This is a genomic window from Promicromonospora sp. NPDC023805 (assembly GCF_040639635.1).
Lineage (GTDB): Bacteria > Actinomycetota > Actinomycetes > Actinomycetales > Cellulomonadaceae > Promicromonospora.
The window spans coordinates 62,330-82,189 of the sequence record NZ_JBFAAH010000027.1 but is presented as its reverse complement, the minus strand read 5'-3'; the positions used below and the strand labels follow the sequence as shown (position 1 = coordinate 82,189).

The following is a 19,860-nucleotide window of genomic DNA, read 5'->3' as shown; positions in this document are numbered from 1 at the left end:
GGAGGAGGTGACGTGCGACACGTCTGGGCTGGTAGGGGTCACGAAGCGAGGACGCGTTCCACAGCGGTCAGCGGGATGTGCATCCACGCGGGCCGGTGCCGGAACTCGTAGACCACCTCGTACAGCGCCTTGTCCAGGACGAGCGCGCGCAGCAGCAGCTCGGTTGTGGCGACGGAGAGCTCGCCGCCCGACGTCGCGGGCACCGCTCCCGCGTGCGCTTCGCGGTACCCCTCGAGAAAGCTGATCTGGGCGTGCCCGGCCCAGTGCGGGTCGGTCGCCTGTCCGACGGCGGCCGCGTAGTCGAGCGAGCGGAGCAGCCCGGCGACGTCGCGCAGCGGCAGGTCGGGCGCCACGCGTTCGGACACGGGGCGCTGCGGCTCGCCCTCGAAGTCGAGCACCTTCCAGCCGTCCGGCGAGTAGAGCGCCTGGCCGAGGTGCAGGTCCCCGTGGATGGACTGCAGGGGCACGAGCCCGCCGGTGCGCTCGACGACGGCGGACAGCTGCTCGCTCACGGCGTCGAACAACGCGGAGACACCGGCGCGGTGCGGGGCCAGGTCCGGTACGTCGGCGAACGCCTCGGCGGCGCGCCGTCGCAGCACACCCATGAAGCTCGCGGGCTCGAGGCCGGGGCCCGGGCCGAGCGCCTCGAGCAGCACGGCGTGCAGGTGCGCGACGACGGCCCCGAGCTCGGCCGCACGCTCCCCGAAGTCCTCGTCGCGCGCCGCGTACGCGCAGGCGAGCTCGAACCCGTCGGTGGCGTCGGTGACCAGCTCGGAGAGCACGGCGAGGTGGGCGAGCGGCGACGCGTCGAGATCGTCAGGCACCGGCAGGACGACCGCGCCGAGGAACCCGGGCACTCCGTCCCAGCCGGCCCGGGTCAGGGCCTCCGGGATCACGACGTCGGGGTGCGGGCCCAGCGCGACGGTCCGCAGGATCTTGAGCATGCCGCCATGGCCACCGTGCGCGGACAGGGCGGGAAGCATCACCGACGTGTTCGACTGCTCGCCGGAGATCCGTCGCGCGCCGGCCAGCTCGGCGCAGTCCTCCGGCTCGCACGCCCCCGGCAGGGCCGCGGTGAGGTAGGCGTGCCAGGCGGCGGGGTGGACCCCGCCGTCGTGCACCGTCGCGGTGCCCGACGCCGTCGTCACCGTGCCGATCAGGCCCGCCGCCTCGGTCTCGACGGTGTCGGCCTCCGGCTCCGCGGTGGGGGTCAGCACCAGCGGGACCTGGATCACCAGCGAATCGGAGCCCGCGGCGAGGCCGGGGCCGGCCAGCCGCAGGAGGGCGACGACGACGTCGGCGACCCCCGGGAAGGTGACGGTGAGCCAGGGCTCGTGCGTCACCCCCTCGGCGGGCACCGGGTACCAGCGCTGCTGGGGCAGCCACGTGTCGAGCAGCCGCAGCACCTCAGGGGGGAGGTGCGCGGCCCCGGGGGAGACGTGGACCAGTCGCGCGGGGCTCACACCTCTCGCGCCTTCCCGGCCGTGGCGTCGGTCCCCGTCCTTGTCGGCGGGGCCAGCACCAGCCAGTAGAAGTCGCGCGCCCCCCACGTCATGGTCAGGATCCCGTCGTCGCCGACGCTCGGGAACCCGGCCCCGCCGAACACGTCGGTGAGCGTCCAGCCGGCGTATCCGGGCAGCTTGATGGTGGACGAGCGCGCCGTCGCGGACAGGTTGGCGGCCACCAGGATGGTCTCCTCGGCGGAGGACCTGGTGAACGCGATGACCGACTCGTCGTTGCAGTCGAGCGCCGTGAAGTCGCCGGTCCCGAACGTCGGGTGCAGCCGCCGGAACGCCAGCATGTTGTGCATCCAGTGCAGCAGCGACGTCGGCTGCGCGAGCTGCGCCTCGACGTTCGTGTGCTGGTAGTGGTGCACGAGCGACTGGACGAGCGGCAGGTAGAGCTTGCCCGGGTCTGCGGTGGAGAAGCCCGCGTTGCGGTCCGGTGTCCACTGCATGGGGGTGCGCACCGCGTCGCGGTCGGGCAGCCAGATGTTGTCGCCCATGCCGATCTCGTCGCCGTAGTACAGGCACGGGGTGCCGGGCATCGACAGCAGCAGCGCGTTCGCCAGCTCGATCTCCTTGCGGGCGTTGTCCAGCAGCGGCGCGAGCCGCCGCCGGATCCCCACGTTGGCCCGCATCCGCGGGTCGGGGGCGTACCAGCCGTACATGCTCGCGCGCTCCTCCGTGGACACCATCTCCAGGGTGAGCTCGTCATGGTTGCGCAGGAACGTGCTCCACTGGCCGGACGCCGGGATGGCCGGCGTGTCCGCGAGGATCTCCAGCAGCTGACGGGCCCGCTGGTCGCGGATCGCGTAGAAGATGCGGGGCATCACGGGGAAGTGGAAGCACATGTGGCACTCGGGCTCGTCGTCCGTGCCGAAGTACTCGACCACGTCCGACGGCCACTGGTTGGCCTCGGCCAGCAGGATGCGGCCAGGGAACTCCGTGTCCACCATGCGCCGCACCGTGCGCAGGAAGCCGTGCGTCTCGGGCAGGTTCTCGCAGTTGGTGCCCTCCGACTCGAACAGGTACGGCACGGCGTCCAGCCGGAAACCGTCCACGCCGAGCTGCAGCCAGAACCGCGCGACGTCGAGCATCGCCTCGACCACGCGCGGGTTCTCGAAGTTCAGGTCGGGCTGGTGGCTGAAGAACCGGTGCCAGAAGTACTGCCGCCGCACCGGGTCGAACGTCCAGTTCGACGTCTCGGTGTCCACGAAGATGATCCGCGCGCCCTCGTAGCGCGTGGGGTCGTCGCTCCACACGTAGAAGTCGCCGTACGGGCCCTCCGGGTCGGCGCGCGAGGCCTGGAACCACGGGTGTGCGTCGCTGGTGTGGTTCATGACCAGGTCGATCACCACCCGGATGCCCCGCTCGTGCGCGGCGGCCACCAGGTCGCTGAAGTCCGAGATGGTGCCGAACTGCGGCGAGACCGCCGTGAAGTCCGCGACGTCGTACCCGCCGTCGCGCAGCGGCGACGGGAAGAACGGCGGCAGCCACAGGCAGTCGATGCCCAGCCACTCCAGGTAGTCGAGCCGCTCCACGAGGCCGCGCAGGTCGCCCGCGCCGTTGTCACCCGAGTCGGAGAACGACCGGATCATCACCTCGTAGAAGACTGCCTTCTTGTACCACTCGGGGTCGTGTGCCAGGCCCTTGCGCCGGGCGTCGAGCCGCGGCTGCCGCCGCGGCGGCAGCGCCTGGACGGGCACGGGCATCAACGGCGGGTTCGGCATGCTGGGCCGTTCGGGCTGTGTGCCCTCGGTCTGGGGATAGTCCTCCGGCGGCCCGACGGCGGGGCCACCTGGTCCGTACGTCGTCATGCCGGACCCACCTGGAGGACGTGTGCCACGCGGACCTGCGGGTCGAGCCGGACCCAGGGATGGGCTCCCCAGCCGTAGGTCTCGCCGGACAACAGGTCGTGTGCCACGAAGAACGGGGCGGTGTCGTCGCCCTCGGGCGCACTGAGGCCGAGGGCGGAAAGGTTCAGGTCCACTACAGACTCCTGTGCGTTCCGGGGGTCCAGGTTCAGCACGACCACGACCACGTCGTCGTGCCGCGGGGCACGCCGATCGTTGCCCCCTGCACTCATGGTGCGGCCCTGCGGCTTCGCTGTCGCGCGCGGGAGACGATCGGCCGGGATCCGGCGCGAGAACGCGACGACGTTGCTGTTCGTCGTGGGGTGGATAGTCAGGTTTCGGAGCTGCTGGAGCGCGGGGTGCGCCCGGCGAATCTCGTTGAGCCTGCCCAGCAGCAGCGCGATCCCGTACTCGTCGGCGCGCTCCCAGTCCCTGGGCCGGTACTCGTACTTCTCGTTGTCTATCTGCTCCTCGGCGCCGGGCCGCGGGGTGTTCTCCACGAGCTCGTAGCCCGAGTAGACGCCCCACGTGGGCGAGCCCGTCGCGGCCAGCACCGCACGCACGGCGAAGGCCGCGACGCCGCCCTCGCTCAGGTAGGGCGGCAGGATGTCGTGGGTGGTGGGCCAGAAGGACGGGCGCAGCACCGAGCCCTGCGGCCCGCTGACCTCGGCCAGGTACTCCTCGACCTCCTCCTTCGTGTTGCGCCAGGTGAAGTAGGAGTACGACTGGTGGAAGCCGACCCGCGCCAGCGTCTGCATCATCGCGGGCTTGGTGAACGCCTCCGACAGGAAGATGACCTCGGGGTTCGTCGCGTGCACCTCCGCGAGGAGCCACTCCCAGAAGTTGACCGGCTTGGTGTGCGGGTTGTCGATCCGGAACAGGGTGACGCCCCGGTCGATCCACGTGCGGAACACGTCCAGCATCGCCGCGTACAGACCCTCGGGATCGGTGTCGAAGCTGAGCGGGTAGATGTCCTGGTACTTCTTGGGCGGGTTCTCCGCGTAGGCGATGGAGCCGTCGGCGCGGATGACGAACCACTCGGGGTGCTCGGTGATCCAGGGGTGCTCGGGCGACGCGTTGAGGGCGATGTCGAGCGCCACCTCCATGCCCTGGTCGCGGGCCGCCGAGACGAAGGCCTTGAAGTCCCTCTCCGTACCCAGGTCCGGGTGGATGGCGTCGTGCCCGCCGTCCGCCGACCCGATCGCGTACGGGCTGCCGGGGTCGCCCGGCAGGGCCTCCAGCGAGTTGTTGCGGCCCTTGCGGAACGTGGTGCCGATGGGAGAGACGGGCGTCAGGTAGACGACGTCGAACCCCATCGCCGCGATCGCGGGCAGCCGCTTGGCGGCGGTCCTGAAGGTGCCCGACACCCACGTGCCGTCCTTCTTCTGGTACGCCCCCTCCGACCGGGGGAACATCTCGTACCAGGCCCCGGCCAGCGCCAGCTGCCGGGACACCCGCAGCGGGTAGGTGTCCGACGCCGAGACCAGCTCACGCAGGGGCGCGCGCCGCAGGGTCTCGATGACCTCGGGCGACGTCGCCACGGCGAACCGGGCCTCCGCCGGACGGGAGGCGTCACCCAGCGCACGCCGCGCCGCGGTCAGGGCCCGCGCGGCACGGGTGGTGCGGCCCCGGGCGACCAGTGCGTCGTCCGGCACCAGGCGGCAGATCTTGTCGAACAGCCGCACGCCCTCCGCGAGCATCAGCTCGGTGTCGATTCCGGCTGCGATCTTGATCCCCGCGTCGTGCACCCAGGTCGCGTACGGGTCCGACCATCCCTCCACCCGGAACGACCAGTCGCCCTCGGCGTCGGGCTGCAGGAAACCGCGGAAGCGGTCCAGGCCGGGAGAGACGTCGACCATCGGGGCCCACGAGTGGTCGGACCCGTCCGGGGCGACGAGCACCGCGGTCGCGGCGACGGCGTCGTGGCCCTCACGGAAGACCGTCGCCTCGATCGGGACCACCTCCCCGACCACGGCTTTCGCCGGCCACCGTCCGGCCTCGACGACGGGGGAGACCTCGAGGACGGGGATTCGGCCGATCCGGCCGGGAGTCGTGTACGGGCTCACCGGAACACGCTATCGACCGATACGGGGGACTCGCCTTCCGGGCGCGCCGGGTTTCGAAACTGTCCTCAGGAGGTTCACGGCGATGCCGTGATAACGACACCGTGACGACGCCGTGCGGACCGGATTCCATATCCCACCAGGCGAGGTGTGCTCACTCGGACATGTGCGTAGTCTTCGTCCAGTGAGAGCGATCCGCAGATTCACCGTCCGCACGGTCCTCCCCGAGCAGCTCGCTGCGCTCGACGAGCTGGCCCAGAACCTTCGCTGGTCCTGGCACGCGCCGACACGCGAGCTTTTCGCGAGCATCGACCCGGAGCTCTGGTCCGACGTCCGGGGCGATCCCGTGGCGCTGCTCGCCGCGCTCGGCTCCGAACGCCTGGCGGCGCTCGCCGCCGACGATGCGTTCACCGGCCGGGTGCGCGCGGCGTCGGACGACCTCCACCGCTACCTGCGGGACCCGCAGTGGTACCAGGGGCAGACGACGACGTCGGGCGGCGAGCTGCCGCGCGCCATCGCCTACTTCTCGCCGGAGTTCGGCATCACCTCGGTGCTGCCGCAGTACTCGGGCGGCCTCGGCATCCTGGCGGGCGACCACCTGAAGAGCGCCTCCGACATGGGCGTGCCCATCGTGGGTGTTGGCCTGCTGTACGGGGCCGGCTACTTCCGGCAGTCGCTGACCCGTGACGCGTGGCAGGTGGAGACGTACCCGCTGCTCGACCCGGACGGCCTGCCGCTCGCTGTCCTCCGGGAGGAGGACGGTACGCCCGCGCTCATCTCGCTCGACCTGCCCGGCGGCCGCAAGCTGCACGCGCACGTCTGGGTCGCCGCCGTCGGCCGGGTGCCGCTGCTGCTGCTCGACTCGAACGTGCCCGAGAACGACGACGCGTCCCGCAAGGTCACCGACCGCCTCTACGGCGGCGGCGGCGAGCACCGTCTGCAGCAGGAGCTGCTGCTCGGCGTGGGCGGCGTGCGCGCGCTGCGTGCCTGGTCGCGCCTGACCGGAGCGCCGGATCCGGAGGTCTACCACACCAACGAGGGCCACGCCGGCTTCCTCGGCGTGGAGCGCATCCGCGAGCTCGTCGGATCCGGTCTCAGCGTCGGCGAGGCGCACGAGGCAGTACGTGCCGCGACGGTGTTCACCACGCACACGCCCGTCCCCGCCGGTATCGACCGGTTCCCGAAGGACCTGGTCAGCACCTACTTCGGCGGCGACAACGCGATGGACGGCGTGCCGCTGGACAGCGTGCTGGCGCTCGGCTCCGAGGACTACGACGGCGGCGACCCGACGGTGTTCAACATGGCCGTGATGGGCCTGCGGCTCGGCGGCCGGGCGAACGGCGTCTCGCTGCTGCACGGCCAGGTCTCGCGGGAGATGTTCGAGGGGCTGTGGCCAGGGTTCGACGCGCGGGAGGTGCCGATCAGGTCGGTCACCAACGGCGTGCACTCGCCCACCTGGGTCGCGCCGCGGCTCGCCGCCGTTGAGGCGGAGCGGATGGGGCTGGACCAGCTCACGGCGCCCGAGGCGTCGTCGGGCTGGCTCGACCCGAGCAGGGTGTCCGACGCCGAGCTGTGGGCCCTGCGCGGGGAGATGCGCGGGGAGCTCGTGGCCGAGGCCCGGCGTCGGGTGCGCAAGTCCTGGCGCGAGCGTGGGGCGTCTCCCGCCGAGCTCGGCTGGGTCGACGACATCCTGTCGCCCGACGTTCTCACCATCGGCTTCGCCCGCCGCGTGCCCACCTACAAGCGGCTCACGCTCATGCTGCGCGACCAGGACCGGCTCAAGGCGCTCCTGCTGCACCCCGAGCGGCCCGTGCAGCTCGTGGTGGCCGGCAAGTCGCACCCTGCCGACGACTCGGGCAAGCGGCTGATCCAGCAGCTCGTCCGGTTCGCCGACGACCCAGAGGTGCGGCACCGGATCGTGTTCCTGCCGAACTACGACATCGGCATGGCGCAGTCGCTGTACCCGGGCTGCGACGTCTGGCTGAACAACCCGCTGCGGCCGCTGGAGGCCTCAGGGACCTCCGGCATGAAGAGCGCGCTCAACGGCGGGCTGAACCTCTCGATCGAGGACGGCTGGTGGGCCGAGTGGTACGACGGCGAGAACGGCTGGGGCATCCCGACGGCCGACGGCGTCGAGGACGCCGACCGCCGGGACGACCTGGAGGCCGCCGCGCTGTACGACCTGGTGGAGTCCCAGGTGGCGCCCGCGTTCTACGACCGGACCGACGGCGTGCCTGGCCGCTGGCTCGAGATGGTGCGGCACACGCTGGCCACGCTCGGCCCGAAGGTGCAGGCCACGCGCATGGTCTCCGAGTACGTGCACGGCCTGTACGCCCCGGCCGCCGAGGCCGGCCGGGTGCTCGCGGGCGACAGCTTCGCCGCCGCGAAGGACCTGGCGGGCTGGAAGGCCCACGTGCGGAGCTCGTGGTCGCAGGTGCGCGTGGACCACGTCGAGTCGGCGGGCATCGGCGAGGCGGTGCAGGTGGGCGACCGGCTCACCGTGCGCGCCTACGTCTCGCTCGGCCCGCTCTCGCCCGGGGACGTGGACGTCCAGGTGGTGCACGGCCGGGTCACGGAGGCCGACGTCATCGAGGAGTTCGCTGCCGAGCCGCTCGCGCTCACCGAGTCCTACGAGGCCGGCCGGCACGCGTTCGGCGGCGAGGTCGACCTGGACACGTCCGGCCCGTTCGGGTACACGGTGCGGATAGTGCCCAAGCACTCGCACCTGGCAAGCGTCGCCGAGCTCGGCCTGGTAGCAAACGCCTGATCCGGCTGGTTCGCCTGGTCCGAGCCGCACGCCGCGGCTCGGATTAGGCGAACTGCCCCTCCGGTAGGGAGCATGGACCCATGAAGATCAATGTGGACCGCGACGCCTGCTGCGGCGCCGGCCAGTGTGTACTGCTCGCCCCCGAGGTGTTCGCGCAGGACGACGACGACCGGGTAATCCTGCTCGACGAGCGCCCTGCCCCGGAGCTCGACTTCGCCGTGCAGGAAGCAGTGAGCATGTGCCCGACCGGCGTCATCTGGGTGGACCAGAACGCCTGACCGGCCTCGGCGGGATCGGCTTGGCGGTCTCGATGTCGGCGGCCGCGACGGAGACCTCTTCCGGCTCCCCGCGGCCGGGCACCGGATCGGTGCGGAGGCGCAGCCCGGCGTCGGTCACCTCGACGACGAAGCCGATGAGATCGGTCCAGCGGTGCGCCGTCCCGCCGTCGGACACCACGGGGCCCGCGGGCGTGAGCCGGCGCCGCACGACCACCCGCGTGCCGGGTCGGAGCGCGCGCCAGCCGCCCGTCGGAGCCGGTGGTGTAGCGAATGTCACTCAGGTTCCCTTTCCGCTGCGTGAGACCGGTGGGGATCTGAGGGTCTCCCGGGAGATACTAGGATCGCGCCGGCGGGCTCGTCCCGCGGTCCGCATCGTGCATGATCCTTAAGTCCGGAAGTGGAAGGACACCCTCGAAGTGACCTACGTGATCGCTCAGCCATGCGTCGACGTCAAGGACCGGGCATGCATCGAGGAGTGTCCCGTGGACTGCATCTACGAGGGCAGCCGCTCCCTGTACATCCACCCCGACGAGTGCGTGGACTGTGGCGCCTGCGAGCCGGTCTGCCCGGTGGAGGCCATCTACTACGAGGACGACGTCCCCGATGAGTGGAAGGACTACTACCGCGCGAACGTCGAGTTCTTCGACGACCTCGGCTCGCCCGGTGGTGCCGCGAAGATGGGCGTCATCAACAAGGACGACCCGATGATCGCGGCCCTCCCGCCCCAGGCCTGACGGCCGACATGGGTCTGCACGACCTCTCCGACCTGCCGTACCCCTGGGACTCGATCGCCGGCATCACGGCGACCGCCAAGGCCCACCCGGGCGGTCTGGTCGACCTCTCCATGGGCACGCCCGTTGACCCGACGCCCGAGGTCGTGCGGCACGCGCTCGAGGCGGCGTCCAACGCGCCGGGCTACCCGATGACGGCGGGCACGCCCGCGCTGCGCCAGGCCGTCACCGACTGGTTCGCCAGACGCCGGGGTGTGCCCGGCCTCGACCCCGCCGCCGTCGTGCCGACCATCGGTTCCAAGGAGCTCGTGGGCCTGCTGCCCTCGCTGCTCCACCTCGGACCGGGCGACGTCGTCGTGCACCCGGCAGTCGCCTATCCGACGTACGTGGCGGGCATCCGGGCGGCGGGCGCCACACCGCTGGCGACCGACGACGTCGCCGACTGGGCCGGCCGGGACGACGTGCGCATGGTGTGGGTCAACTCGCCCGGGAACCCGACGGGCCGCGTGCTGGACGTCGACGCCCTGCGTGCCGTGGTGGAGGCGGCGCGCGCCATCGGCGCAGTCGTCGTCTCCGACGAGTGCTACGCCGAGCTGGCGTGGGAGGCTCCGTGGGTCGACGAGGGGGTGCCGTCGATCCTCGACCCGCGCGTGTGTGATGGTTCCCACGACGGGCTCCTCGCGGCGTACTCGCTGTCCAAACAGTCCAGCATCGCGGGCTACCGGGCGGCGTTCCTCGCGGGCGACGCCGCGCTGATCGCCGACCTCACGCAGACCCGCAAGCATCTCGGCCTCATCGTGCCCGCTCCGGTGCAGGCGGCGATGACGGCAGCGCTGTCCGACGACGAGCACGTCGCCGCGCAGCGCGAGGTCTACGGCGCCCGGCGCCGGGCGCTGACCGCCGCGGTCGTCGCGGCAGGGCTCGTCGTGGAGGAATCGGGAGCAGGTCTGTACCTCTGGGTGGCGGCGCCGGACGGGCGTTCCGGCCTGCAGATCGCCGAATGGTTCGCGGATCGCGGCATCCTTACCGCGCCCGGCCACCTGTACGGCGACAACGAGCACACGCGAGTGGCGCTGACCTCCACTGACGCGCAGATAACCGACGCTGTGGCACGCCTCACAGAGGCTTGACCGACGGATTGGAAAAAAAAGAGCAGGGCGCGATACTGTCGTGCCCCAGGTCGACGCTGCCCGTGAATTTCCTTCACCGCAGTTTCACAGCAGCGTCCCTCGTGCGCCATTCAGGAAGGAAGACATGACCTCCACACCGGTGGACGGCTCGAGCCGCGTCGAGCTCGCCGTCAACGGAACCTCTCACACCCTGCCTGTCGTCGCCGCGAGCGAGGGGAACGACGGCATAGTCGTGTCGTCGCTGCTCAAGGACACGGGTCTGGTCACGGTCGATCCGGGCTTCATGAACACGGCGTCGTGCGAGTCGTCGATCACCTACATCGACGGTGACGCGGGCATCCTGCGCTACCGCGGGTACCCGATCGACCAGCTTGCCTCGGGCTCGGGCTTCCTCGAGGTGGCCTACCTGCTCATCTACGGTGAGCTGCCGAGCGCCACGGAGCTGGACTCGTTCACCGAGCGGGTCAACCGCCACACGCTGGTGCACGAGGACTTCCGCACGTTCATGGGCACCTTCCCCCGGAACGCGCACCCGATGGCGGTGCTCGCGTCCGCGGTGAACGCGCTGGGCACGTTCTACCCGGAGTCGCTGGACCCGGCGGACGACGACCAGGTCGACCTGGCCACTGTGCTGCTGCTCGCCAAGACGCGCACCATCACGTCCTACCTGCACCGTCGCCGGGTGGGCGAGCCGCTGCTGTACCCGGACTATTCGCGCGGGTACGTCGAGGACTTCCTGCGCATGACGTTCGCGACGCCGTACGAGGCCTACGAGGCCGACCCGATGATCGTGGACGCCCTGGAGAAGCTGCTCGTGCTGCACGCGGACCACGAGCAGAACTGCTCGACGTCCACGGTGCGCGTCGTCGGCTCGTCCAACGCGACCCTCTACGCCTCGGTGGCGGCGGGCGTGAACGCCCTGTCCGGTCCGGCGCACGGCGGCGCCAACGAGGCAGTGCTGACCATGCTGGAGAAGATCCGCTCGGGTGGCGAGACCGTCGAGACCTTCATGGAGAAGGTCAAGAACAAGCAGGACGGCGTGCGCCTGATGGGCTTCGGCCACCGGGTCTACAAGTCCTACGACCCGCGTGCCGCGATCGTGAAGAAGTCGGCCGACGAGGTGCTCGACAAGCTCGGCGCCAAGGACGAGCTGCTCGACATCGCACGCGGCCTCGAGGAGATCGCCCTCTCGGACGACTACTTCGTGGAGCGCAAGCTCTACCCGAACGTCGACTTCTACACGGGCCTCATCTACAAGGCGATGGGCTTCGAGCCCGCCATGTTCACGCCGCTGTTCGCGCTGGGCCGCATGCCCGGCTGGATCGCGCAGTGGCGCGAGATGATCAAGGACCCGCAGACGAAGATCGGGCGCCCGCGCCAGGTGTACACCGGCGCGACGGAGCGCCCGTACGTCCCGGCCGGGATGCGGTAGCCGGCAGGCCGCGCCTACCCAGTGATCTGGCCCAGAGCTCAGCTGAGCTCTGGGCCAGATCACTGAGTAGGCGCACCCGTTCCCGGAGGCAGCGTGACCGGATCGTTGCCCGGGGCGGCGGTAGTTTCGTAGTCCGTGTCACAGGGCGCGGCTAGTTTTGGCTCCGTGAGTCGAGCCACCCTCCTTGCCCGCCGGTCTACGGCGCACCGTGGCCTGCTTGCGCTCGTCTGGCTGCTGGTGGCGGTGCTCACCGGTGCCCTCGGCGTGACCGTCGGCTGGACGCAGGCCGCCGGCACCGCCGGCGCCCGCGACGGGCTCGCGGCCGCTGAGCCGTCCGGTCGCGCGCTGCAGCTCGCCACCCGGATGGCGGACGGCGACGCTGCCGACGCGCAGGACGCCAAGGTCCGGCAGGTGCTCGCGGGCCTGCTGGACGGCGTACCGCACCAGGTCACCTACGACGTGCGGACCGAGCCGCAGTACACGCGGGGCAGCGCGGGACAGGACCTGGGCCGCTGGTCGGTGGCGCTGCTCCCGGCCTCGTCGCGTGCGGAGGCGCTGGCCGGCGCGGGCGCCTCGGGTGTCACCCTGGCGGACGGCGCCTGGCCCACCGCCCCCGACGAGGCGGCCGTACAGGCCGACGCCGCGAAGGCTGCGGGCCTGAGCGTCGGGGACACCGTCCGCCTCGGCGTCGACCCCGACAGCCCTACCGCTACCGGTACGCCGGTCACCATCGCGGCGACCTGGCGGGTCACCGACCCCGACGCCGCGGTCTGGCTCGGCGACCCCGCGACGCTGACCGGTTCGGACGGCGCCTACCCCGGCCCGGTGGTGGTGAGCCAGGAGACCTTGGCCGACCTGGACACCGACCCGTTCGCCCGGTGGACGGTGGTGCCCGACGGCGCCACGCTCACCCCCGCGCACCTGCCCGCCCTCGCGGCGCTCGGCGCCGAGATCGAGAGCGGTCTGGGGCAGGACACCTCCGTCGCGCCGCGCGGCCTGACCGTCGCGGGAACGCTCGACACGACGGCCGCCGATCTCGCGGCCGCGCTGGACGCGGCGGACGCCGTCGCCCTGGTGCCGCTCTGCCTGCTCGCGCTGGTGGGCCTGGTCGCGCTGGTGCAGGTGGCGCGGCTGCTGGCGGCTACCCGGGAGGGAGAGGTGGCGCTGCTCGTCTCACGCGGTGCCGCACCCGGGACGGTAACGGCGGCGGCTGTCGTGGAGGGCGTGCTGCTGGCGCTGACCGCCGCGGCGGCGGGCGGGACCGCTGCGTGGGCCGCGCTGGGGATCGTCGCAGCGGAGGGCACAGGGGCTGCGGCCCCCGCGGCGACGCCGGTGGCGGTAGCGCTCGCGGTGGCCGCGGTGGCGGCGGTGACGCTCACGCTGGTGGCGGCGCTGCAGGCGCAGGCGGCGGTGCGGCGACAGGTGACCGATCGCTCGGGACGCGTACGCCAGGTGGCCGCGCTGGGCACGGTGGTGCTGACGGTGGCGGCCGCCGCGGTGAGCGTCACCCAGCTGCTGCGCTACGGCTCCCCGCTCCTGACCACCCCCGACGGCGCGCGCACCGACCTCACGGCGGCCGCGGCGCCGGCCCTCGTGCTGGCCGCGCTCGCCGTGGCGGCGATGGCCGTGCTCGGCCCGGCCACCCGGCTGTGGGCGGCGCTCGCCGGCCGGTCGCGTGGCGTCGTCGGGCCGCTGGCAGCCCGGCAGGTGGCCCGGCGGCTCGTCGTCTACGTGGTACCGGTGGTCCTGCTCGTGCTCGCGGGCGGCGCCGCGACCCTGGCCGGGGGGTACACCGGTACCGCCGAGCGGCTGCGGGCCGACGTCGACGTGCTCGCCAACGGCGCCGACGTGCGAGTCACGGCGCCGGAGAACGGGCGCCTCGACCCGGCCCCGTACCTGCTGGGCGGGCCGGGTACTGACGCCACCGGCCCGGACGCCGTCGCCGCGGCGCCCGCGATGGCCACCACCGGCTACTCCGACGGGCGCCCGGTCACGATGCTCGCGCTGCCTGCGGCCGCGCTGCCCGCGGTGATGCGCGCGCCGACCGAGGTGCTCGACATCGACCGGATAGCCGGCGACCTGGCCGGCGACGCGTTCGCGACGGCGCCCGCCCTGCCCGGCGACGCCCGCGACGTCAGCCTCACCGTGAGCGGCTGGATCCGCCCGGTCATGGGCACGACCACGCCGGCGGGTGCACCTCCGCACGAGCTGGAGATGTCGATGGTGCTCGCCGCGCCCGACGGGACGCTCACCACGCTCGAGCTCGGACAGCTCGCGGAGGGTGACGGAACCGGCAGCACCCTCGGCCCGGACCCGACGACCCATGAGCTGTCCGCCGAGGTGCCCCCGCCCCCCGCGGGCCAGGCATGGCGCGTCGCCGCCCTCGACCTGGACATCCGGCCCGGCTGGTCGCTCGCCGACGCGAGCCTGGCCGTCCTCGGGCTCACGGCGGGCGGGGAACCCCTGGAAACCTCCGAGTGGACACCGTCCGAGACGCTCGACGGCGCGGATGGCCTGGAGCTGAGCCTCGACGCGCCGCCCGGCGAGGTCGAGCTCAGCATGCCGCTCGGCGACGGCGCGGGGGCGACCAGCAGACTGCGGCTCCTCACCACACCCGAACCGGCCCCGATTCCCCTGCTGGTCTCGTCCTCGCTGACGGAGGCCCTGAGCATCGAGCCGGAGGACCCCTTCGAGCTGACCCTCGGCGGGGCGCGTCTGACGGTGGTGTCCGTCGCGTCGTCGGGCACCGTGCCCGGCGCGCTCGAGCCGTACGCCGCCCTGCTCGACCGGGGTGCGCTCGCCGCCGCGCTGATCCGTGACGTCTACCAACCGGTGCTGACGAGCGAGGTCTGGCTGGCCGCGGGCCCGCCCGGCGCCACCGCACCCGCCGACGCCGTGAACCGCCTCGCCCAGGAGGTGGTCGCCGAGGCCGAAGCCGCCAGTGTGACCGTCCGCGACCGGCCGGACGTCACGACGCCCGGCCACGGCACCACTGCCACGGCCGTACCGGTCCGGGTCTCGTTCTGGCTCGCCGCCGCGGGAGCGACAGTGCTCGCCCTCGCGGGAGTGCTCGCCGTCGCGGTGGCGACGCTGCGCCAGCGACGCGGCGAGGTGATCGTGCTGCGCGCCGTCGGGCTCGGCCCGGTAGCGCAGGCCCGGGCGCGGTCCGCCGAGCTGATCTCCGTCGGACTGGTGGCGCTCGCGGTGGGCGCCGTCGCCGGCTGGTGGGTCGCCCGGTTCGTGGTCGGTGGCCTCGCGGCCGCGACGCTGACCGGCATCGACGCGGCACCGCCGGCCCAGTTCGTCCTGGAGACCGCGGGAACCGGCCTGGTGCTGGCCGCCGCGGTGGCCGGCCTCGTCCTGGTGGCGGCCGGGGTGGGCGGGCGTGTCGCCGGGCAGGCCCGCGACACCACTTACCGGGAGGAGGTCCGCTGATGGGCGCACTGTCCGGACTAGGTCTGCTCGCGCGGCGGCAGCTGCGCACGTCCTGGGGCGCCACCGCGACGCTCGGCGTCGTCGCGTTCCTCGCGGCCGGGGTGCTGTCGACCGCGCCGCGCGCCGTCGCCACCATGCACGGGGACCAGGTGGCCTACGAGACGGCGGCGGCCTCCGGCCTCTCCCGGGACGTGATCTCCGTGGTCGGGGCGGTTCCGGGAGAGCCGCCGGGCGGGATGTACTACGTCCCGGGCGAGGAGCCCGTCGAAGGCACCCCCGCCGAACCCGACTGGTCACCGTTCCTCGCCAACCTCGACGCCGTGCGCGGCGAGATACCGGAGCCGCTGCGCTCGGCGATGGGCGTGCCCGACTTCCACGTGAGCGCTACCGACCTCGCCTACACCGAGCCGGTACCGGCCTCGGAGCTGGCCGAGGCCAAGATCCTGCTCCGCGCGGCACCCGACCTGGCGGACCGGGCCGAGCTCATCGAGGGGAGCTGGCCCGCGGCGACACCGGCCGGCGGCAACCGCCCGTTCCAGGTGGCGGTCTCGCGCGCCGTGGCGGACACGTACGGCTGGGAGCTCGGCGGGCAGTACAGCACGCTCGGCGGCTCGGGCGTGGTCGCCCTGGCGGACCGGTACCCGAGCCTGGTCGTGACCGGCATCTTCGAGACCGGTGACCCCGACGCCGACTACTGGTTGCACAACAGCCTCGGCGCACGGGCCTCCGTGATCAACGACCCCAACCGCGGTCTGCTCGGCACGGCCTCCGTCTACGTCAGCCCGGCGATGATCGTGCCCCTGACCCTGGGGTACGCCGAGACCCGAGTCTGGTACCCGGTCAGCACCGACGACGTGACGGCGGACGCTGTGCCGACACTCCTGTCCCAGGTCAACGGGCTCTCGACCAAGGTGATCCCCGTCCCGGCCGGGCCTGACGACCCCACGCCGATCCAGCTGCGGCCCGACAGCCGGCTCAGCGAGATCCTGGAACGCCTGCTCGCACAACGGACCGGTGTCGACGCGATAGTCGCGGTCCTCGCCGTCGGACCGCTCGGTGCGACCGTCGCCGTGCTCGCCCTGGGCGCTCGGCTCGTCGTGGACCGGCGCCGTTCGGCCCTCGCGCTGCTGCGCGCCCGCGGAGCGTCGGGGGGCCAGCTCCGCCTGCTCATGGGGGGCGAAGGACTCGTCGTCGGGCTCGGCTCGGCGGCCGTCGGGTTCGGCGCGGGTCTCGCCCTCTCGACCGGGCTCGACATGGACGCACCGGTGACCGTGAGCCAGGTAGGGCTCGCCCTCGCGGCGGGGCTCGCCCCGGCGGCCGCACTCGCGCTCGCCACGTCGCCCGCCGGGCTCCGGACCACCCGGGCGGACCTCGCGCCCCGCTCGCGCAGCCGCGTGCGCTGGGTGCTCGAGGTGCTCGTCGTCGCGGGCGCGGCACTCGCGACCTGGCTGCTGCTCTCCCGTGGCGTGGTGGCCGGCTCGGGTGCGGGCTCCGGCGTCGACCCGCTGGTGGCCGCCGCGCCGCTCCTGGTCTCCCTCGCCCTCACCCTGCTCGCCGTGCGCGCCTACCCCTGGATCGCGCTGGCGGTGGAGCGCGCGCTCGCGCCGCGCCGCGACCTGGTGCCGTTCCTCGGGGCTGCCCGCGCCACGCGCGACCCGGCGGGCGGACCCGTGCCCGCGGTAGCGCTGGTGCTCGCCGTGGCCGTCGCCGCGACGTCCGCGGTGCTGTACTCGACGGTCTCCGGCGGCGTGGTCCGCGAGGCCTGGCGCGCGACCGGGGCCGACCTCCGGATCTCCGGCCCGATAGTCGACGAGCCGGCGGCCGAGCAGATCGCAGCGCTCGACGGCGTCGAGGTGGTGGTCCCGGTCGGCGAGGTGGGCGACGGGGTGCTGCAGGGCGAGGGTGAATCCCCCCGTGCCGAGGTCTACACCGTGGACGCGGCCGCGCTCGCGACAGCCCAGGCGGACGTGGCGGGGGCGCCGGAGACGCTCGGCGAGCTGGCCCGGGCGACCGGTTCCGGCGCGGTGGACGACGCGGTGCCGGTGATCCTCACCCGGGCCGCCGCCGGTCCCGGCGTCAGCCCGGGAAGCTCGGGGATCACGCTCGTGACGCGGGAGGGCAGCGTCCCCGTCTACGTCGTCGACGTGGTCGACGAGCTGCCCGGGCTGCCCTCCGGCCGCTCCCTCGTCCTCACCGACGCCGACCGGCTGGCCGCTGGCACCGGCGACACCAGCTACCCGCGGCTCGCGCTGGTCGGCCTGGCCGACGACGCCGACCGTTCGGCGGTGAGCGCCGGGATCGTTCGGCTGTTCCCGTCGGCGGTGGTGGAGGACCCGGACCAGGAGGCCGAAGAGATGCTGGCGGCGCCGGTCTCCGGCGGGCTGGTGGCCGCGTTCGTGCTGGCCGTGCTGCTCGCGGGCCTGCTCTGCGCGGCGGCGGTGGTGATGACGCTGATGCTCGCGGCGCCGGCGCGCGCCCGGCTGCTCGCCGTGCTGCAGACGCTCGGTCTGTCGCCACGCCAGGGGCGCGGACTCGTCGGCTGGGAGATCGGCCCGTGGGCGGTGGTGGCGCTAGCGGTGGGCGCGGTGCTCGGCGTCGCGGTGCCGTCGCTCGTGCTGGCCGCGGTGGACGTCACGGCCCTGACCGGCGGTATCACTCAACCCGGTCCGCAGTACGACCCCCTGCTCCTCGGCGCGGCCGCCGCAGGGTTCGTCGTGGTGGTGCTGGCCGCGGTGGGTGTCGCGGCGGCGCTGAGCCGGCGCGGCGAGGTAGCGGCTCAGCTGCGGATGGGCAGCAATGACTGACACGACGGCCAATGACTGACACGACGATGGACCCAGGCGTTCGAGAGGAGACCCGATGAGCACGACCATCGAGCTGACGGACGGCGGCGCTCCGGTGGCGGCCGTGCCGGCGGACGGCGGGGAGATCCGGTGCGGCGACCTGGTCCGGATCTTCGCCACGGACGGCGTGGAGGTGCAGGCGCTGCAGGGCCTGACGCTGAGCGTCGACCCGGGGGAGATCGTCGCCGTCGTCGGCGCGTCCGGATCCGGGAAGTCCACGCTGCTGACGATCCTCTCCGGCCTGGACACACCGACCGGCGGGTCGGCGGTGGTGGCGGGCACCGACCTGCTGACCATGGGGCACGCGGAGCGGGTGCGCTACCAGCGCTCGACCGTCGGCTTCGTGTGGCAGCAGACCTCGCGCAACCTCCTGCCGTACCTCACGGCGAGCGAGAACGTCCGGCTCCCGCTGGAGCTCGCGTCCCGGGGGTCGAGCCTGTCGAGACGGGACCGCGCGCGCCGCGTCGAGGCACTGCTCGAGCTGCTGGAGGTCGGTCATGTGGCCGGGCGGCGGCCGGGCGAGATGTCCGGCGGGGAGCAGCAGCGGACGGCGATCGCGGTCGCCGTGGCCAACAGCCCCCGCGTGCTGCTGGCCGACGAGCCCACCGGCGAGCTCGACGAGGCCACCTCCGTCGAGGTGCTGGAGGCCCTGCGCGGCGTGAACCGGGAGACGGGCGTGACCACCCTGATCGTGACGCACGACCCGACGGTGTCCGAGCACGTCGCGCGCACCATCCAGATCCGCGACGGCCGTACCTCCACGGAGACGCTCCGGCGTACGGAGACCGACGAGCACGGACAGGCACGGCACGTCTCGGAGGAGTTCGCGGTGCTCGACCGGGTGGGCCGCCTGCAGCTGCCGCAGGACTTCGTGCAGGCGCTCGACCTGCGCGACCGCGTGCGGCTGGCCCTGGAGCCGGACCACGTCGGCGTCTGGCCGGCGGCGCCGGCCCCGGCGGCGGACCGGAAGACCGAGGAGGACCGATGACGACGACTACCGAGGCGCGCACCGTGCTGCGCGCCCAGGACCTCACCAGGGTGTTCGGTACCGGGGCAGGCGAGGTGCACGCGCTCACCAGCGCGTCGCTGGAGGTCGCGGCGGGCGAGCTGCTCGTGGTGCGGGGACCGTCCGGTTCGGGGAAGACCACGTTGCTGAACCTGCTGGGCGGCCTGGACCGTCCGACGTCGGGCAGCGTGTGGCTGGGCGACTCCGAGCTGACGGCGCTGGGGGAGAAGGCGGTGCTCACCGCCCGGCGTGAGCGGATCGGTTACGTGTTCCAGTCGTTCGGGCTGGTGCCCGTGCTGTCAGCGGCGGAGAACGTGGAGGTGCCGCTGCGCCTGCGGCGCACGGCCCCGGCCGAGCGCGCGGAACGGGTGGCGGCTGCGTTGGACGCCGTCGGGCTGGCCGGGCACGCGAAGCAGCGGCCCTACGAGCTGTCGGGTGGTCAGCAGCAGCGGGTGGGCATCGCCCGCGCGCTCGTGGCCGATCCGGAGCTGCTGCTCGCGGACGAGCCCACCGGACAGCTCGACTCAGGGACCGCCGCCGTGGTGATGGACCTCCTCGCCCGGGTGGTGCACGAGAGGGGCGTCGCCGCCGTCGTCTCGACGCACGACCCGGAGCTGATGGCACGCGCGGACCGGGTGGTGGAACTCCACGACGGGCGGGTGATAGACCGAGACAACGGGTGAATTTCCTGGTGAGCGGCCTGACGGCACCTTTGTTACGGGTGTGAGAACCACCTGGTCAGAACTGTTACCGAGTGTTACCCGCGCATACCGAGATGGTCACAACTCGGTGGCTTTTCCTGTGAGGTGGTCATCGCCAT

General features: G+C 72.8%; 13 protein-coding genes. 9 read left to right on the top strand and 4 right to left on the bottom strand.

Annotation, left to right across the window (positions count from 1 at the left end):
* Window positions 1-38: 38 nt before the first annotated feature.
* From AB0F70_RS22590 to AB0F70_RS22580, 3 genes are all read right to left on the bottom strand, one after another.
* Entirely contained in the window at window positions 39-1,463 is a 1,425-nt protein-coding gene (locus AB0F70_RS22590; protein ID WP_357453637.1) for an aminoglycoside phosphotransferase, read from the bottom strand.
* Entirely contained in the window at window positions 1,460-3,214 is a 1,755-nt protein-coding gene (treS, locus tag AB0F70_RS22585; protein ID WP_357453669.1) for a maltose alpha-D-glucosyltransferase, read from the bottom strand. Before treS ends, AB0F70_RS22590 begins: the two co-directional genes overlap by 4 nt.
* Before the next feature lie 101 nt (window positions 3,215-3,315).
* Window positions 3,316-5,421, bottom strand: a complete 2,106-nt coding sequence (locus AB0F70_RS22580; protein ID WP_357453635.1) for an alpha-1,4-glucan--maltose-1-phosphate maltosyltransferase — start codon at window positions 5,419-5,421, stop codon at window positions 3,316-3,318.
* A 181-nt stretch (window positions 5,422-5,602) separates the two neighbouring features.
* On the opposite strand from AB0F70_RS22580, the gene glgP reads away from it, so the two are divergent.
* The gene (glgP, locus tag AB0F70_RS22575) at window positions 5,603-8,185 is read left to right on the top strand and encodes an alpha-glucan family phosphorylase (RefSeq protein WP_357453632.1); all 2,583 of its coding nucleotides are present in this window, start codon (window positions 5,603-5,605) and stop codon (window positions 8,183-8,185) included.
* A gap of 80 nt (window positions 8,186-8,265) precedes the next feature.
* Window positions 8,266-8,463 (top strand): ferredoxin, encoded by a 198-nt coding sequence (locus AB0F70_RS22570; protein WP_357453629.1) that lies wholly within the window; start codon window positions 8,266-8,268, stop codon window positions 8,461-8,463.
* Here AB0F70_RS22570 and AB0F70_RS22565 read toward each other — a convergent pair.
* The gene (locus AB0F70_RS22565; protein WP_357453625.1) at window positions 8,438-8,740 is read right to left on the bottom strand and encodes a DUF6725 family protein; all 303 of its coding nucleotides are present in this window, start codon (window positions 8,738-8,740) and stop codon (window positions 8,438-8,440) included. The two genes, AB0F70_RS22570 and AB0F70_RS22565, sit on opposite strands and share 26 nt — an antisense overlap.
* 139 nt (window positions 8,741-8,879) lie before the next feature.
* Between AB0F70_RS22565 and fdxA the strand changes: the two genes are divergently transcribed.
* From fdxA to AB0F70_RS22530, 7 genes are all read left to right on the top strand, one after another.
* Entirely contained in the window at window positions 8,880-9,197 is a 318-nt protein-coding gene (gene fdxA / locus AB0F70_RS22560; protein WP_357453622.1) for a ferredoxin, read from the top strand.
* Between the two features lie 8 nt (window positions 9,198-9,205).
* Window positions 9,206-10,324 carry a succinyldiaminopimelate transaminase gene (dapC, locus tag AB0F70_RS22555; RefSeq protein ID WP_357453619.1) on the top strand — a complete coding sequence of 373 codons (1,119 nt, stop codon included), beginning with the start codon at window positions 9,206-9,208 and terminating at the stop codon, window positions 10,322-10,324.
* 124 nt (window positions 10,325-10,448) lie between these two features.
* Complete coding sequence (locus AB0F70_RS22550) at window positions 10,449-11,756, top strand: citrate synthase (RefSeq protein ID WP_357453616.1); 1,308 nt, start codon at window positions 10,449-10,451, stop codon at window positions 11,754-11,756.
* A gap of 165 nt (window positions 11,757-11,921) precedes the next feature.
* Window positions 11,922-15,191 (top strand): FtsX-like permease family protein, encoded by a 3,270-nt coding sequence (locus AB0F70_RS22545; protein WP_357453613.1) that lies wholly within the window; start codon window positions 11,922-11,924, stop codon window positions 15,189-15,191.
* Entirely contained in the window at window positions 15,191-17,995 is a 2,805-nt protein-coding gene (locus tag AB0F70_RS22540; RefSeq protein WP_357453610.1) for an FtsX-like permease family protein, read from the top strand. The genes AB0F70_RS22545 and AB0F70_RS22540 overlap by 1 nt, the downstream gene beginning before the upstream one ends.
* Window positions 17,996-18,050: 55 nt before the next feature.
* Window positions 18,051-19,022 carry an ABC transporter ATP-binding protein gene (locus AB0F70_RS22535; RefSeq protein WP_357453607.1) on the top strand — a complete coding sequence of 324 codons (972 nt, stop codon included), beginning with the start codon at window positions 18,051-18,053 and terminating at the stop codon, window positions 19,020-19,022.
* On the top strand, window positions 19,019-19,723 hold the full coding sequence (locus AB0F70_RS22530) for an ABC transporter ATP-binding protein (protein ID WP_357453604.1): 705 nt from the start codon (window positions 19,019-19,021) through the stop codon (window positions 19,721-19,723). Before AB0F70_RS22535 ends, AB0F70_RS22530 begins: the two co-directional genes overlap by 4 nt.
* Window positions 19,724-19,860: the final 137 nt, after the last annotated feature.

Excerpts from the sequence above, each read along its gene's own strand:
- treS (WP_357453669.1), bottom strand. The coding sequence starts at position 3,214 with ATGCCCGTGCCCGTCCAGGCGCTGCCGCCGCGGCGGCAGCCGCGGCTC.
- AB0F70_RS22570 (WP_357453629.1), top strand. The coding sequence starts at position 8,266 with ATGAAGATCAATGTGGACCGCGACGCCTGCTGCGGCGCCGGCCAGTGT.
- dapC (WP_357453619.1), top strand. The coding sequence starts at position 9,206 with ATGGGTCTGCACGACCTCTCCGACCTGCCGTACCCCTGGGACTCGATC.
- AB0F70_RS22550 (WP_357453616.1), top strand. The coding sequence starts at position 10,449 with ATGACCTCCACACCGGTGGACGGCTCGAGCCGCGTCGAGCTCGCCGTC.
- AB0F70_RS22540 (WP_357453610.1), top strand. The coding sequence starts at position 15,191 with ATGGGCGCACTGTCCGGACTAGGTCTGCTCGCGCGGCGGCAGCTGCGC.
- AB0F70_RS22535 (WP_357453607.1), top strand. The coding sequence starts at position 18,051 with ATGAGCACGACCATCGAGCTGACGGACGGCGGCGCTCCGGTGGCGGCC.
- AB0F70_RS22530 (WP_357453604.1), top strand. The coding sequence starts at position 19,019 with ATGACGACGACTACCGAGGCGCGCACCGTGCTGCGCGCCCAGGACCTC.